The 16,556-nt window shown below is 35.5% G+C and carries 15 protein-coding genes and 1 pseudogene; 5 read left to right on the forward strand and 11 right to left on the reverse strand.

Annotated features, from left to right (window positions below; genetic code table 11):
- Positions 1 to 19 precede the first annotated feature (19 nt).
- The 3 genes from MNO09_RS26825 to MNO09_RS26835 form a co-directional block, all read right to left on the reverse strand.
- Complete coding sequence (locus MNO09_RS26825) at positions 20 to 1,024, reverse strand: ABC transporter permease (RefSeq protein ID WP_000269931.1); 1,005 nt, start codon at positions 1,022 to 1,024, stop codon at positions 20 to 22.
- 1 nt (position 1,025) lies between these two features.
- The gene (locus MNO09_RS26830) at positions 1,026 to 1,892 is read right to left on the reverse strand and encodes an ABC transporter permease subunit (RefSeq protein ID WP_241950070.1); all 867 of its coding nucleotides are present in this window, start codon (positions 1,890 to 1,892) and stop codon (positions 1,026 to 1,028) included.
- A gap of 88 nt (positions 1,893 to 1,980) precedes the next feature.
- Positions 1,981 to 2,715: a YwaF family protein gene (locus tag MNO09_RS26835; protein ID WP_070168426.1), complete on the reverse strand. Its 735-nt coding sequence runs from the start codon at positions 2,713 to 2,715 to the stop codon at positions 1,981 to 1,983.
- Between the two features lie 211 nt (positions 2,716 to 2,926).
- Here MNO09_RS26835 and MNO09_RS26840 point away from each other — a divergent pair, with 211 nt between their 5' ends.
- The 4 genes from MNO09_RS26840 (at position 2,927) to entC (ending at position 7,737) form a co-directional block, all read left to right on the forward strand.
- Complete coding sequence (locus tag MNO09_RS26840; protein ID WP_070168425.1) at positions 2,927 to 4,030, forward strand: efflux RND transporter periplasmic adaptor subunit; 1,104 nt, start codon at positions 2,927 to 2,929, stop codon at positions 4,028 to 4,030.
- Positions 4,027 to 4,701: an ABC transporter ATP-binding protein gene (locus MNO09_RS26845; RefSeq protein WP_000609098.1), complete on the forward strand. Its 675-nt coding sequence runs from the start codon at positions 4,027 to 4,029 to the stop codon at positions 4,699 to 4,701. Before MNO09_RS26840 ends, MNO09_RS26845 begins: the two co-directional genes overlap by 4 nt.
- A gap of 26 nt (positions 4,702 to 4,727) precedes the next feature.
- A complete protein-coding gene (locus MNO09_RS26850; RefSeq protein ID WP_406655986.1) occupies positions 4,728 to 5,879 on the forward strand; it encodes an ABC transporter permease in 1,152 nt (383 codons plus the stop codon).
- A 448-nt stretch (positions 5,880 to 6,327) separates the two neighbouring features.
- Entirely contained in the window at positions 6,328 to 7,737 is a 1,410-nt protein-coding gene (gene entC / locus MNO09_RS26855) for a cell wall-binding protein EntC (protein WP_098656116.1), read from the forward strand.
- A gap of 49 nt (positions 7,738 to 7,786) precedes the next feature.
- Here the strand turns inward: entC and MNO09_RS26860 are convergent.
- The 8 genes and pseudogenes from MNO09_RS26860 to MNO09_RS26895 all read right to left on the reverse strand — a co-directional run.
- Positions 7,787 to 7,960: pseudogene (locus tag MNO09_RS26860) on the reverse strand (HEAT repeat domain-containing protein); the annotation flags it as partial.
- 88 nt (positions 7,961 to 8,048) lie between these two features.
- Positions 8,049 to 9,134 (reverse strand): DUF871 domain-containing protein, encoded by a 1,086-nt coding sequence (locus MNO09_RS26865; RefSeq protein WP_000440074.1) that lies wholly within the window; start codon positions 9,132 to 9,134, stop codon positions 8,049 to 8,051.
- Positions 9,124 to 9,402: a hypothetical protein gene (locus tag MNO09_RS26870; RefSeq protein WP_000900036.1), complete on the reverse strand. Its 279-nt coding sequence runs from the start codon at positions 9,400 to 9,402 to the stop codon at positions 9,124 to 9,126. Before MNO09_RS26870 ends, MNO09_RS26865 begins: the two co-directional genes overlap by 11 nt.
- Entirely contained in the window at positions 9,378 to 10,688 is a 1,311-nt protein-coding gene (locus MNO09_RS26875; protein WP_088107436.1) for a PTS sugar transporter subunit IIC, read from the reverse strand. Before MNO09_RS26875 ends, MNO09_RS26870 begins: the two co-directional genes overlap by 25 nt.
- Before the next feature lie 79 nt (positions 10,689 to 10,767).
- The gene (locus MNO09_RS26880; RefSeq protein WP_088107437.1) at positions 10,768 to 11,073 is read right to left on the reverse strand and encodes a PTS sugar transporter subunit IIB; all 306 of its coding nucleotides are present in this window, start codon (positions 11,071 to 11,073) and stop codon (positions 10,768 to 10,770) included.
- Between the two features lies 1 nt (position 11,074).
- Positions 11,075 to 11,395: a PTS lactose/cellobiose transporter subunit IIA gene (locus tag MNO09_RS26885; RefSeq protein ID WP_000131328.1), complete on the reverse strand. Its 321-nt coding sequence runs from the start codon at positions 11,393 to 11,395 to the stop codon at positions 11,075 to 11,077.
- A gap of 110 nt (positions 11,396 to 11,505) precedes the next feature.
- The gene (locus MNO09_RS26890; protein WP_088107438.1) at positions 11,506 to 13,446 is read right to left on the reverse strand and encodes a BglG family transcription antiterminator; all 1,941 of its coding nucleotides are present in this window, start codon (positions 13,444 to 13,446) and stop codon (positions 11,506 to 11,508) included.
- A 76-nt stretch (positions 13,447 to 13,522) separates the two neighbouring features.
- Positions 13,523 to 14,611 (reverse strand): DUF871 domain-containing protein, encoded by a 1,089-nt coding sequence (locus MNO09_RS26895; RefSeq protein ID WP_088107439.1) that lies wholly within the window; start codon positions 14,609 to 14,611, stop codon positions 13,523 to 13,525.
- A 472-nt stretch (positions 14,612 to 15,083) separates the two neighbouring features.
- On the opposite strand from MNO09_RS26895, the gene MNO09_RS26900 reads away from it, so the two are divergent.
- The gene (locus MNO09_RS26900) at positions 15,084 to 16,286 is read left to right on the forward strand and encodes an MFS transporter (protein WP_048562484.1); all 1,203 of its coding nucleotides are present in this window, start codon (positions 15,084 to 15,086) and stop codon (positions 16,284 to 16,286) included.
- The last annotated feature ends 270 nt before the right edge of the window (positions 16,287 to 16,556 follow it).

Raw genomic sequence — 16,556 nt, forward strand, 5'->3', positions numbered from 1 at the left:
AATCCATGCTTGCTTCTTTTCACATCGTATGTTTAAAAGTAAATAGCTCTTCTTTTGACTGCACAGCAGATTGTTCCTCTTCTACATCCGTCTTCTTTATCTCTCCCCCTAATCGAACTTTTGTCATCGCTTCTTCTATACTTTTCACAATCATATTTCCTGAAAAAATAGTAAGTCCAAAAAATGTAATGGGAACGAGCGGAATCCACGGATTCACTGTTAATGATCTAAAATAGACTCCAATTAAGCCTGACCATTCATGTGTGTAAGAGTCTATTTCTTCTATCGGTCCGAAAAACTGAACTGTTCCGCCAAAGAATATTTCCAGTAATCCTAAGTGCAGTAAAATAGTAAGAGTTTGCGTAAACTGCTGAAAAAATACAAGTATAAACGTCATATAAAGATGCGGGAAAATATGCTTTATAACAATATGCCTTCTCGATCCACCTAATATGCACGCAGCTTCAATAAATTCTTCGGTTCTCAACTTACGGACTTCCTTCGCAACATACAATGCAATAACTGGCATCACAAGCATTACAAGTAATAAAACTTGAAACGAAGCCCTTTCAAAAAAGGTTGTTGTTTCCTCTCCACTCCCAAATGCATTTGCAGATTGAAGAAAAAAATACGCAATCATAACTGTTGGAATAACTGTAAAACTATCAAAAAAAGCCTCGATTTTTGAAAACCCTCTTTTTACATATGTTCCGAGTACGACACCGAAAAACACACCTATTACCATTCTAAGTGCCGCAATTAAAATAGCTATACCAATTGTCCACTTCGCACCTTCAATGACTAAATGTAACAGGTCGTATCCTTTCCGGTCTGTCCCAAGTAAAAATTGGAATGAAGGTGAAAACGGTGGAACTTCTGGATTTTCATCCGCATCATATTGCAATGTAACTTGTCTAATATGTCCATCGTTCCATATCGTATTTCCGATGCTCAAAAGAACTAATATGAGAAGAAACCCAATGCTTATCCAAAATCTTTTATCGCGTTTTATATACGTCCACATATTATAGTCTCTCCTTCATCGCAGCTGGAATGAGATAATGAAACAATTTAAACAAAATAAAAATCGGAATATAAATAAGCAGCACACTAACGATGAAAACCTCAATCCTAATACCCTCATACGATTTCAAAAACATAAAAATACCACCCGTATTAAAAATCCATTCTATAATATATAAATTAGATAACATAAAAAAGATATTCGTTTTCGCAAAGAAAAGTGTACTAAGCAACACATTTCGTAAAATATGACGATTTAAAATATGAAAACGATCGAGCCCTTTCGCCTTAGCAAATAGTACATAATCTTTTTCTAGCTCATTTTCAAAACGAAGCACTAACAGTTTTACAAACAGAATCGTAGTCGGTATACTCAAACAAAATATTGGTAATCCTCTAATTGATTCGCCTCCAATTGATGCAATTTGAAAGGGCAAAAAACCTGTTTGTTTAAAAAACCATACAACTAAAATTTGTGATACTAAAATAAGTAGAATGTCTGGAATAGATTCTAAGAAGATGAGAAATGATTTAATGCGATGTTGTATACGCGGTGAACTACTCGTAATCACATAAACAATACAAAATGCTACAAATAATGAAATAAAAAAAGCAGCTAAAAAAATAACAATCGTTTCTTTATAATGGACGAACAACTGCGGAAATAAAAATTCACCTCTCACATATTGAAAATTAGAGATATCCATTAAGTTCACAAACACTTCTTTTAAACTCTGTATGTACCTTGATGCATGCAGCTCAAATCCATAAAATAATTTCGGCAGTGCCCCTAAACAAATAATACCCAAAATCGAAATAATAAATTGAACCGTCACTTCCATCCCATTCAGAAAAACTTTTTTGACCACGTTTTCCCTTCTCTCTCTATATAATTTACCCCTTAATTTTATTCTTAATTTTCTGAATTGTAAATATTTACACGAAAAAATCACTAGGTTATGATCCTAGTGATTCTTTATGCGCATGCCCTTCTCTTTTCGCAAACGGCATATACAAAATAAAACATCCAATAAGCGCAGCTATTTCTAATGAAATAATATAGTAAGGGTGCGGCCCTAACATATCAAGTAATGAAGCAGTTTCTGGCTTACGAGCTAAAAACATATAATTACCGCCTGTTTTGTAGTTCACAAAAGAAACGATTGGAATTACTATGTTTAAAAATATCATCGTACGCTTAATTGATTGCAAGGTCGGTCTATATCCTTCTACCCACGTCATAAAGAGTGGTGCCCAAATGAGTAATACATGTGCAGCGAAGAATTCTATAAAGCGAAAATGCGGAAAAGCATATTGCACGTTCGGCGTTAAAATCGCTTGTGATGCACCGATAATTCCTGTAAAAAATACAATCTCATATATGCGGTAACTTTTCGTTACAATCATAATCGACGCTAACAATAAACTAATCGTACATAACTCAAATGGTAATGAAGTGCCTAGTTCAAAAATCCCCGCTTTCCATTCCCACATATGGAGCCCAATTTCACTCCCAATAAATAAAAATGCAATCGCATATCGAACCGTTATATTCCACTCATTTTGACGCAATAAATCTTGGTATTGATATAGAAAAAATATCCCTACCAACATAATAAATAATATAAGGACGTGTTGCCTTGAGTATGGAATAAATGGTTTTAATGGATGCGCACTAAAATAAGCTTCCATCTTGCCTCCTCCTCTCCTTCATACAATATTATTGTAAGAAAGAAACGACGAGTCAATTCATTTGCTTACACTTGGACAAGCTCTACCTTACATTTACATATTCATACCTTACAAAACTGTAAGGTTATTGTAAGCTAAAACGATTTGTCAGATTCTTCACCTCTTTTATACTGAATGTAGATACTAAAACGAACGAAAAGGTGATAAATAGATGAAGAAGAAAAATAAAGTGTTAATTACTAGTGTAGTAGCAATCGGTATTGCAGCTGGATCATATTTTGCATTTGCTGGCGGTAGTTCAGAAGTAGCAATGGCATATAGCGGATATAAAGTAACAGAAAAACAAATTGAAAACGCGCAAAAATTTGGCGGTGAAGTCATTCCAAACGGCATCGAAACAATTTCATTTGATCCAACAAAAGGTACGTATGAATTAGCTGTAAAAAAAGGTGATGAAGTAAAAAAAGGCCAGCTCCTTTTTAAATATAATGACCCTACTGCGAAACAAGGTGTAACAGAAGCAGAAATGCAAAAGAAAATTGCACAAAAAGAAGTAACATTGTTCCAAAAACAAATTGATGCAGCGAAACAAAAATTACAAAAAGAGAAAAATGCAGGCCTTCCTGCTGAAGCGTTAAAAGCATCAGAAATCGAAGTACAACAATTAGAATCACAAATTGAAATGAAAAAGTTTGAAGTGGAAAAATCTGATGAAATGATTAAAGCAGCAAAAGAAAAAGTAAACACACTTTCTGTAACGAGCCCTACTGATGGCGTAATTGATGATATCGTAAAAACTGCTGATGAAAAAACAGGTATGAGCGGCATTACACTTCGTCATGCTGGTCCATTTAAAGTAAAAGGTCAACTTTCTGAATATGAGCTTGCTAGTATGAAAGTTGGGCAAGAAGTAACTGTTTCATCAAAAACTGTCGCTGGTAAGACTTGGACAGGAAAAGTAACAGAAATCGGTTCTACACCATTAAAGAGCATGGATGAAAACAAAACAGTTTCTAACTATCAATTCACTGTCACATTAGATAATAGTGAAGAATTACAAAACGGCTTCCACGTTTACGTAACAAGTAAATCTGGCGAAGCAACTGGTACGATTGTTCCGAAAAGCAGTATCGTGAAAAAAGGTGACAAAAATGTTGTCTTCGTTGTAAAAGACGGTAAAGCGAAAGAACAAGCAGTTACTGTTGAATTCGAGACTGATAGCGAAGCAAAAGTTTCTGGAGTGAAAAAAGGAGAGCAAATTATCTCTAAACCTGAAAAAGACTTAAAAGATGGTATGGAGGTTGTCGTTGAATGATTAACTTAAAAGGCATCACGAAATCTTTCCAAAATGGTGCAGAATCCGTTCAAATATTACACGGCATTGACGTAACACTGAACCAGGGAGAATTCACTTCTATTATGGGACCATCTGGTTCTGGTAAATCAACATTAATGAACATTATTGGTTGCTTAGATAAACCAACGACAGGTGCGTATGAACTAGCTGGTCAAAATATTTCAAACATGTCTGAGACAGAACTTGCACGCGTTCGTAATAAAGAGATTGGGTTCGTATTCCAAAACTTCATGTTATTACCGAGACTTACAGCACTTCAAAATGTAGAATTACCTCTTATTTACGCTGGAGTTGATAAAAAAGAAAGACGTGAGCGCTCATTAGCCGCTTTAACAAAAGTAGGTTTAGCTGATCGTGCTACTCACCTACCGAACGAATTATCAGGTGGACAAAAACAGCGTGTCGCAGTCGCACGTGCAATCGTAAATAATCCAAAGTTCATTTTAGCCGATGAACCGACAGGTGCACTTGATACGAAAACGAGTACACAAATTATGGACCTCTTTTACGAATTAAACAAACAAGGCTCAACAATCATTATGATTACCCATGATCGTGAAATCGGGGAAGCTGCAGCACGTCAAATTGTAATTCGTGACGGAAATATCGTCCAAGATTGGAGAGGTTAATTTTGAACACGAGTGAAAATATACGCATGGCCCTTTCCTCTATCTTTGCCCATAAAATGCGTTCTATATTAACGATGTTAGGTATTATTATCGGTATTAGTGCCATTATTACTATCATCTCAATGGGTGATGGTACAAACGCAAAGTTTAAAAAAGAGTTAGGCCAAGGAAAAGATACTGAAGTAACGATTTACTACAACAACCCTGATTACGGAACTGATAGTGCCAAAATTACAGCTGATATGTTAAAACGTCTTCAAACTGTTCCTGGTGTTAAAGATGTGTATCCAGATGTAAGTATGAAAGTAAAAGCATCTTCTGGTTCAAAAGATGTCTCTCTTGATTTAAAAGGTGGAACAGGCGCCTTCATGACAGATGCGAAAATAAAATTAGTTCACGGTCGTGAATTAAATGATAGTGAATTAAAGCAAGCAATTCCTGCTGTTATTTTAAATGAAGAAGCTTTCAACAAATTGTTTAATGGTTGGGAATCAAATTTATATACTGATATAAAAGGAAAGCCATATAAAGTAGTCGGTGTGTATGAAGCAAAAAATGATTTCGGAATGGCTATGTCAGAAGGTTATACATCACTTGAAAACGCTCCTGTAATCTCAGGAGTAACTGAGTATGACTCTGTAAGATTAATATTAACTTCGCCAGCAGAACGTAAAAGTGTAGAAAAACAAGCTGCTTCTGTTTTAAACGAAATGAAAGCTCCTAAATTTGAGCATAAATTCGAAGCACAAGATTTAGGTGAATTTACGAAGCAATTAGACGAGTCCATCGGTATGATGAAAATGGTATTCGGTGGTATCGCTGCTATTTCTTTACTTGTTGGTGGTATCGGTGTAATGAACATTATGCTTGTATCTGTAACAGAACGTACACGTGAGATCGGTATTCGTAAAGCACTTGGTGCAACGCGCGGTAAAGTATTAACACAATTCTTAATTGAATCTTGTATTTTAACAGGACTCGGTGGTTTCATCGGATTCATGCTCGGTATATTCTTCGCTTGGATCGTCTCAATCTTTGCCGGATGGCCACTCGTTATCTCAAAAGAACTTGGACTTCTTTCAGTAGGTATCTCAATGCTAATCGGTATTGCATTCGGTTTACTACCAGCGAACAAAGCTGCAAAACTTGATCCAATTGAATGTTTACGATATGAGTAAATAAAAAACGTAGGAGTGTAAACTCCTACGTTTTTTATTTATCTATTAAATCGTGTTTCTTCTATTATATATGTTTCACGTTATCAACACCTTTAATTATTTTAGCGTACTAAAGCTATTATAGAATCCTATTATTGCAAAAATAATATGTGATGACCTAAAATCAAGGCGTAATTTTTTCCATACCTCGACTTATTTTGTAACAATTATGGCGATATTTCATTGATTTTCACCTCATATATATATTTACACAACCAAAATAGTTATTATTACATAACTATCTCTACGTTACAATAGTGAAATACACCACTTTTGTAACACGTATGAAAAGTTTATGTAACACTACAGAAACATTATTAACCTATTAGAAATTGAAATACTCTCATTTTTATGTATCACATGCTATAACCTCCCCTAACACCTATAAGAAAGCGCTTTTAGGATATTACTGGAATTATTACAGAATATTAATGACCCGTTACGAATGCTTTGTAGTTTTGTGTTTTCCGCAAATAAGAAAATAATGGTTGCTATAATGAGGTCAACGAAAACAAATGCAATGGAGGCTATTATGAAAAAATTTATGGGTATAGCAACAGCAGCGGTTTTTGGTCTTGGGATTTTCACAACATCTGCTAAAGCAGAAACGATTGTAACAACTGACGTACTAAACGTACGAGAAAACCCAACTACTGAATCACAAGTTGTCGGAAAGTTATTAGATGGATATAAAGTTAACGTTTTACATACAGAAAACGGATGGTCAAAAGTGAAATTGAATAGCGGTAAAGAAGCTTTCATTAGCGCTGACTATACAAAAGACACTTACTACGTAACAGCAAACGTATTAAACGTACGTGCTGGTGCAAACACAGACTCAGAAATTATTGGTAAGTTGAAACAGGATGACGTAATCGAAACAACACACCAAGTGCAAAATGACTGGATTCAATTTGAATATAACGGAAAAACAGCTTATGTTCATGTTCCTTACTTAACAGGTAAAGCTCCAGTTAAAGTTCAACCAGCAGTTAAAGTGGAAAAAACAACTAAAGTTCAAGATACAGCTAAAGCTGTGGAAGCAACTAAAGCTCGTGAAGTAGCTGAAACGCAAGCAAAAGCTAAGGCTCAAGAGGCAACTAAAGCTCGTGAAGCAGCTGAAGCTCAAGCAGAAGCTAAGGCTCAAGAGGCAACTAAAGCTCGTGAAGCAGCTGAAGCTCAAGCAGAAGCTAAAGCTCAGGCAGCAGCTGAAGCTCAAGCAGAAGCTAAGGCCGGGGAAGCAGCTAAAGCTCGTGAAGCGGCTAAAGCCGAGGCAGCAGCTGAAGCTCAAGCAGCGGCTAAAGCTCAAGAGGCAGCTAAAGCTCGTGAAGCAGCTAAAGCTCAAGAAGCAGCTGAAGCTCGTGAAGCGGCTAAAGCTCAAGAAGCAGCTGAAGCTCGTGAAGCGGCTAAAGCTCAAGAGGCAGCTAAAGCTCGTGAAACGGCTAAAGCTCAAAAACCAGCTACACAACAACCTGTTGCAAAAGAAACTGAAACAAGTGCACCATCATCTTCTCGTGAACTACGTGTTGTAGCAACAGCTTACACAGCAGACCCACTTGAAAATGGTTATAAAGCAGGCGACCAAGTAAAATCAGCTTTAGGTCATAACTTAACAGCTAATCCAAACATGAAACTTATTGCAGTTGACCCAAGTGTAATTCCATTAGGTTCAAAAGTATGGGTTGAAGGTTACGGAGTAGCAATCGCTGGTGATACTGGTGGAGCTATTAAAGGAAATAAAATCGACGTTTTAATGCCTGATAAAGGTACATCAAGTAACTGGGGACGTAAAACAGTTACAGTTAAAGTATTAAACTAGTTCGTATAAAAAGAGTCAGTCTCATTGAGGCTGACTCTTTTTTTGATTCTCACATTCTAACTTTCTCTTGAAAGTAACTAATATGATCCCGAATCCACTTTCGCTCTGACATAAATAAGTTCCCTCGTTTGTTATATACTTTATCAAACGCCTTTAAAACTTCTTCATGATTAACAAACTTATGTAAAAAACGAAGAGCGATGACAATCTCCTTCTCTCCCGTCCAAATTAAATCTATCTCTTTGCATTCTATATACGATAGATTACTATTTCAACAGAACAAAGAGGATGCCATAGCATCCTCTCCTCCCCTATTCCACACAAGTAAACTGCGTCCAAGCTCCTACATAATCTAGTAAGAATAACTCTTCTTCCGCAATTGTACCGACAATATTTTTCCGTTCATCTATCGGCATTTCTTTTAGAATGATTTGCAGTTCACCTTTATACTTACCAAATGAGTTGTTCCCAATTACAACTTGCCCTCTTTCCTGTCGTACACTTTCGCGCACTGGGAAGTCATAGTTTTTGTACTTTTTACGTACTTCTGTAGAACGTACCATATATTCTGTTATGTCGCCGCGTCTTACGTGTAATTCTTGCAGTGTCGCTTTCTTCTCTACTTCAGTCGCTTCTTCTACAAAGTGTACCTTTAGCTGTAACATGTAACGATTTAAGTTTCCTAGTTTCTCTAACTCTTCTTCACTCGCATAAGCATTTCCGATAATAACATCATCAATAAGCCCTGTTGCCCATAAATGTTTCGCTTGTACTTCAATCGGTAAATTTCGATGTTGTTCTAACGTACATAATCCGTCATTAATATCCCATGGACCGATGTCGGCTGCATGTGACGTAATAAAGGCTGCCGTACGAATACTGTGTTTTTTAAAGCGTTCACTACAGCGAATGAAATAATCATACGGAAGACCAGTAAATTTTTGCGGATAGAAATTATGACAACCAATTAAAGCTGGTTTATTCGCCTGATGCGAAAGAATATTTTCTAAGTATGCAATATCGTTACTTACGTTTAGCTCAATTTTTAAGCCGTACGGATTATTCGTCATTTTTGCTTCTGTTAATCCGTCAAAACCTAAATCTAAACGAATACCATCTGCACCTAACTCTGCAAAGAATGATAGGTCGCTATAGCTAATACCAAGTTGATCAAATACTGCCGGAGCTACATCTAAAATAACTTCCATATTGTTATCTTTTGCATGATTAATAATTTCTTTAAATTCAGCTACAATTTCTTCTTTCGGACGATTCACAGATAATAGACATGTGAATATTCTTGAAAAACCGTGGCGTGCCGCTGCCGAAATGTATACCATATCTTTTTCTTTCGTTGAATGCTCTGGATAAAGTGAAATCCCTAATTTACGCTCCATGCTTTTGCATCTCCTTCACACGTTGTATTAATGCCATGCTCGTAAATCTATATTTTGCAGATAAACATGTTGCACATAAAATCGTTGGTACAATGATTACGTACGGTGATTGTAACCCTAACATTACATAGGCACCCATTGAACTACCGATAAATACAATTGATACGAGTAGTAACACTAATAAAGATTTACTTTGTACCCATTTTGAATAATGTGCAATACACTGCCCCGCTACGAATGTAATTAAGATGATAATGGCTCCGAGCATTCTGTTTTCTCCTCTCCTGCTAATTGTTGTTTCTCATACATTTTGAAGAATGGGTAGTAAATAACGAATGAGATAACAAAGTTAATAAGTACAAGTACACCAGCCATAATTGTCCAGTCTGTACTAATAATCGCTGCAATTGGTGCTAACATCGTAAATGGCAACTTCGCCATCATGAGCGGAATCATGCCTGAAACAACTGCGAAATATGATACTGTCGTTGTCACTAACGGTGTTATAACGAATGGAATAATTAAAATTGGGTTCATTACAATTGGTGCCCCGAAAATAATCGGTTCGTTAATATTGAATAAACCTGGCACGAATGATAATCTACCTAACTCTTTTAGGAATTTAGATTTAGAGAACATAAACATAATAACTAAAGCTAATGTTGAGCCTGATCCACCGATCCATACGAACCATTGAATAAATTGCTCTGTAAATAAGTTTGGTAATTGATGTGCATTTCCTGTAGCTGTGAATACTTCCATATTTTCAAGAATTGCTGAATCCCACATCGGACGAATGATTGGTCCTAAAATCGCTGGGCCATGTATACCGAATGACCAGAAGAACACGATTAAGAATACTGTTAATAAACCGCCGAATAAATTATTTCCTACTAATACTGATTTTAGTGGTGCGATTAAATATGTGATTGTTGTATTCACATCGAATTTTAAACCGTAACGAATACCCCAGAATAAAAGAATAACGACTAAAGTTGGAATTAATGCTGCAAACGAGTTTGCAACTGCTGGTGGTACACTATCTGGTAATTTAATCGAGATATTATGCTTAATCATAAAATGATAAATTTCTACTGCAATTAAAGCTGTAACAATTGCGCCGAATAAAGACGTTGCACTTAATGTTCCTACTGAAATGTATCTTCCTGCATCAATAACACCTGGTACAGCTTTCGTAATTTGAATTGGTTCAACTGATGCTAGTAAAAAGGCGAGTACAGATAACAACCCTGCACTTAACTGATTGAGCTGATAAAAGTTTGCGAGTGAAGCTCCTACCCCAAATGCTGCGTATAACGCCATTAAACCTACTGTAAACCGGAATGGAATATCTAAAATATGGCGAAATGGTGCAATCCATTCCATATATGCATCAATTGGTAAATTTAAAAAGATAACGAAAAATGATCCGACAATCGTTAACGGCAATGTAGAAATAACTCCGTTTCGAATTGCTAATAAATGTCGTTGTCCTGCAATCTTTTGCGTTGTTGGCATAATCTTTAGTTCCATAAAACTCATAAAACCATTCATCAATACCCCTCCTCTTTCTCTTTACTACGCAAGGACAAAAAGTTATAACATTATAATGTTTATATTTAAAAAAATATAATTATGCTATAACTAATTGTTCTGCTTGTTTCAGTACTTTTAAACCGTCACACATGCCATAATCTCGTTGTTCTATTATTGCAACCGGTATATCGTATGATTTCGCAAGAAACTGTACCGCTGGAAACAAATACTTCACCTGTGGCCCGATTAAAACAACATCAGCATTTTTTATTTCCAGTTTCACAAGTTCTGAATCAACTGCTTTAATTTTATAATCCTTCCCTTGTTTCTTTGCCTCTTCTTGCATTTTTCTTACAACCATACTCGTTGACATGCCTGCTGCACAACATAATAAAATGTACATCTTATACTGTCACTTTCTCTTCTACTCGTTTATGAAGAGTAATAAATTCTTCAGCAAGTTCTTTCACTGTAATTGCATTCATTAAATGATCTTGTGCATGTACTAACAGTAAACTGATTTCTGCATGATTTCCTCTTGCTTCTTCTTGAATTAAGTCTGTTTGAATGCGATGAGCTGCTGAAATCTCTTCACTAGCAAGTGTCATCTTTTCACTCGCATTCTCAAAATCTCCTTGTCTTGCAAAAGCAATTGCTTCAAGCGCCGCGCTTCTCGCATTGCCACCATGTAAAATTAACGCAAATGGAGTTTGCATATCAGTCATTTTAAATTCCCCCAAGCTATCTTTTTTCTATATTGTTATCTTATTATGAAAACGCATACAATTAAACATAAAAAACTTCCGTTGTGTAACGGAAGTTTTTATATACTTTTTCAAAACGATAGTAAAATCTCTTGAAATTCTTCAATCATTCCAGCCTGAGTTAATTTCTCTATCGTATGCTGACTAGACATAATATCATATAAAAAATCATAAAGCTTTTGTAAATCTTCATTATTATTGCGCTTTACACTAAATAAAATAATAACTTGTACTTTCTTATCTCCCCAGTCAACCGCTTTATTAAGTGTACAAAACATCAAAAATGTTTTCTCACTTAATAACTGCATCGGATGTGGAATTGCAACTAAATTCCCAACGGCTGTAGGAGATGTATTCTCTCTTTCCTTAACAGAATCATAAAATTTTTCTGGTACATAGTTTTTCTCAGCAGCTTTCTCACATAAAAATTGGATAACCTCTTCCTTCGTAGAAGCGCTATGATTTAAAAAGATCAAATCTTCCTTTATATACTGCTGCACACTAGTATTCACATGCGTAAACAACTGCTGACCGATTGACTTAATCTCTTTATCATCAAATATTGAGTTCACTTTTATAACAGGCACAGGCAAACCACTCGGTATATGAATCGTACTAATAATACAATCTATTTTCTCTTTATAAAGGTCTTCCACTTTCAATTGATAATAACCTGTAATCCCTACAATCTCTAATTTATCTCGGAACTGTGATAGAATTTTATATTTCAATAGCTGGGCGCTTCCTTGACCAGTCGCACAAACTAGTAAACATCTTTTCTTTTGATTCTGTTCCTGTAAACGACTCATCGCTCCCCCGAAGTGAATCGCAATATAACCAATTTCACTTTCCGGAATCGATTCTCCCGTATAATCACCAATTATATCTCCAACGAGAACCGCAATTTCAAAAGCATACGGATAATTCTTTTTCACTTCTGCCAAAAGAGGATTTCTCGTATTTAACTTATACTTCAAACGGTTTAATAACGTTTTTAAATGAACACCAAATCCAAATAATAATTCTTCATCATAATAAAAAATAAGATTCCGTTCTTCCGCTACTTTAAAAAGAATATGTTGCATAAATGCATATAGATCTTTCCCTAATAGTTCTTCCACATTTTCATAACGATCTCTCGCTGTAACAGCAGTACTCAATAAATGCATCGTCACATATAAAACTTCTTCTTCTGGAAATGAAAGATGCAACTCTTTCTCTAAATCCCCTACAATCTCTTTCGCAATTGTATATTCTTTCTTTATTATGAGTTCTGATTGCTTCGTATTCAGTCCTTTCATATAATGTTGATCTTCACAACGCCTTATTGCAATTGCAATATGAATGACTAAATTATCAATTTCAATATCTGATAAATATATCGTTCCTCCCTCGATATACTTTAATATAACCGAACGGATAAGTGGAATATGAGGTAACGATAAATATGTATCCCTCTGCTCAAATTGCTCATGAAACGGAGTATGGTCATAACGCGGTAAACCATATTGTGATAAACAAGAACGAATATGAAACTCCTCTCCCACAATACGTATACCATAATACGGTCTCTTTTCGATTTGTAATTGATAACGACCACATATATCTGTAACATCTTTCATAATTAAATTTACAGTCGATTTACTCACATAAATCTCCTCTGCTAACTGTGAAAGCTTCACATATCCCTCTGTCGTTACAATACGTTGCAGGATGTACGCTATCCTTTCTTCATAAGAAGTCGGGATCTTTTCAGTCTGTTTTTGAAATAGACCCACGCAAAACTCTTCAAACTTCTTCGTTTGTATAATTTCTAGTTCGTATCCAGTCCCTCTTTGCGATTCAATTTTCGCTCCGTTTTCTTCCAATATATCATTTAATAATTTTATATCTTTTTGAATCGTCTTCGTTGATACATGTAAACGGCTCGCTAAAAAAGCTCGATTTAACATCGATTTCTCTTCTAAAAACTCCTCTAAAATAGAAATTAATCGCTGATGCACTTTTGTCATAGCTCTTCCTCTCACAATTTATATATAAAAAGGAAAAAGCTGCTGAGGTCAGTAGTTTTTTCCTTTTTCATTTTATCTATTTCTTTAATGTAAATCCGAATTTATCCCATGCTTGTAAATAATCTAATAAGAAAATTTCTTCTTCCACAATTCGGCCAACTACATTTGTTTTTCCTGTATTCACCATATCTTTTAAAGCAATTTGTAATTCACCTTTATATTGACCATACTGTTCATTATCAATTAAAAGATCACCGCGTTTAATTTCGCGTGTATTATGCGGTTTGAACTCTTCTTTCTTATATTTCACACGACTTTGTGTCGAACGAATCATATATTCAGATACATCCCCGCGGTAAAAATGAGGCTCGTCTAATACGATAATTTTTTCTAGTTCTGTTGTTGTATCATATAATCCTATATCAAATGTTTGTTTCTCTTTATTTAATGCACCTAGTGCTTGTAATTCTTCTTCTGATGCATACGCGTTCGCAATAATAACATCATCAATTAATTCTGTCGCAAATAAATGCTTCGCTTGTGTTGTCATCGGTAATTCACGATGCTGCTCTAACGTACATAAGCCTTCTGTTACTGGCCAAGGTCCGTACGTTGCATCAAAGGATGAAATAAACGCAGCCGTTCTCATACCGTAATCTTTAAATTGTTTCGAGCATTTAATGAAATGATCGTATGATAATCCTGAATAACGATGCGGATAAAAATTATGGCAACCAATTAAATTTTCACGGTTTGGTCTATGGCTCATAATGTTATCTACATATTTCGTACCGTTACTCATATTAATTTCAATTTTTAAGCCGTATGGATTGTAAGTCATAATCGATTCTTCTAAACCAGAGAAACCGACATCTAAACGAATGCCGTACGCTCCTAACTCATGGAAGAACGATAAATCATTATATGAAATACCTAATTGTGTAAAGACAGACGGACTAATATCAACTAATACTTGGAACCCTAATGCATTTGCATGAGAGACTGTCTCTTTAAACTCTTCTATAATTTTCTCTTTTTCTCCATCTACAGACAATAAGCATGTGAATACACGAGTAAATCCGTATTTACTTGCTAATGTTAAATATTCCTTATCTTTCTCTACCGTTGAATGTTCTGGATAAATAGAAATACCTAATCGTCTCATATGTACACGCCTCTTTCTTCATTGTTTTGTAAACCTTTTCAAATATATGTAGTGAAAAAGTATATTTCCCCTTCTCATTCACTACTTTTTGAATCCGCTTTCTTTAAAGAAAAACCAATTTCTATCATTCATAACAACTACAAGTCTATACATCTATACTTTACAACTTTTTTTCATAGTTGTGTAGTTTTTACACAAATTTGTCAGTTTTTCCACCTCGAAAATTGTTATACGTTTTCAAGGCACCTTCCTTGACTATTACATTGACCAATACATATACTCGAAAGAAAAGAGATAAAGTGAAACTTTAATCAGTGAGGGGGGTGTTCATCCCCCACTGATTATTAGTTGAACCAATCGGGCATTTACGGGCAGTTGATCTCCCACCTAACTTCTTTGCTCCAGCCGGATTTTGAGGTGGGAGTTTTACTGCCCGTTAATAGCGGGAAAATTTTATATAGGGGATGAATATATGGGAGAAGCAATACTCGTAAAACGAGAATCGTTATGGACGAAAGAGTTTGTCGCTTTAATTTTTGCAAACTTATGTATGTTTTTAGGGTTTCAAATGTTAATTCCTACTTTACCTGTTTATGTGAAAGAAATTGGCGGCACAAGTTCTAATATCGGATTTGTTGTAGGCATGTTTACCGTGGCGGCACTTTTTGTTCGACCACTAACTGGAAACGCCTTGCAAAAATTCAACAAAAAAATCATTTTAATGATCGGTACTGCTATTTGTTTACTCGCTATGGGTAGTTATCTTTTCGCTTCAACCGTCTTCCTATTGCTTGCCGTGCGAATTTTACACGGAGCTGGCTTTGGTATTACAACGACTACATATGGAACTGTCGTTTCAGATTTAATTCCGCAAGCTCGTCGCGGCGAAGGCATGGGATATTTCGGTCTTTCTGGAACGATTGCAATGGCGCTCGGTCCACTTATCGGACTTTGGCTCATGCAAACATATAACTTCACGATTCTTTTTTTATGTGCACTTTCATGTACAATTGTTTCATTAATATTAACGAAACTACTTCAAATCAAAAAATCGCCGCAACCACCACAGCAAACATCTGGTACTTTTCTCGATGGATTTATTGAGCGCAAAGCTTTACTTCCTTCATTATTAATATTATGTATTACATTAATGTACGGCGGAATCGGAAGCTTTATTACATTATTTGCTACGGAAGTCGGAATTGCTGATATAAGCCTCTTCTTCTTATTTAATGCACTTGCAATCGCTGTCACTCGTCCGTTTTCTGGAAAGTTATACGATGCGAAAGGTCATGCATTCGTTATTATTCCAGGGGTTATCATTACGTTTACAGGTATTATTTTATTGTCGTATACAACTACAATTCCGAGTTTAATTATTGCAGCAGCATGCTACGGAAGTGGTTTTGGAGCGATTCAACCTGCACTACAAGCATGGATGATCGACCGAGTAGCACCACACCGACGAGGAGTCGCAACAGCTACATTCTTCTCAGCATTTGACCTCGGCATTGGCGCTGGCGCAATTATATTTGGATTCATTGCACATTTTACAAACTACGCAACTGTATATCGCTATTCCTCTCTATTACTTATTGCATTCCTGTTCATTTACATCACAAGTATAAGAAAGCAAAAGCATGGAGATAAAAACAGAGAAAAAGCTGCTGGATAATTTCAGTAGCTTTTTTTATCGTATTTTTGCTGTTATAAAACTACATGCATTTTCCTACATATTTTTTTACCTTTCATCAAAAAATATACGATGAACTCGCAGACGCTTTCCTTGATATTTAACTGAAAAATACTATTCTAAAAATTGTGATTTCTTTACAAAATTAAGATTTATATAAGATGAAAACCAATAAAATACAGCTGTTTCTTTAAGTAATTGTAAACTTTTTATCTCTTTGTAAAGTTAGTGTAAATTTTACTAACAAACCGT

This window comes from Bacillus sp. N5-665, assembly GCF_022637375.2.
GTDB classification, from domain to species: Bacteria; Bacillota; Bacilli; order Bacillales; family Bacillaceae_G; genus Bacillus_A; species Bacillus_A wiedmannii.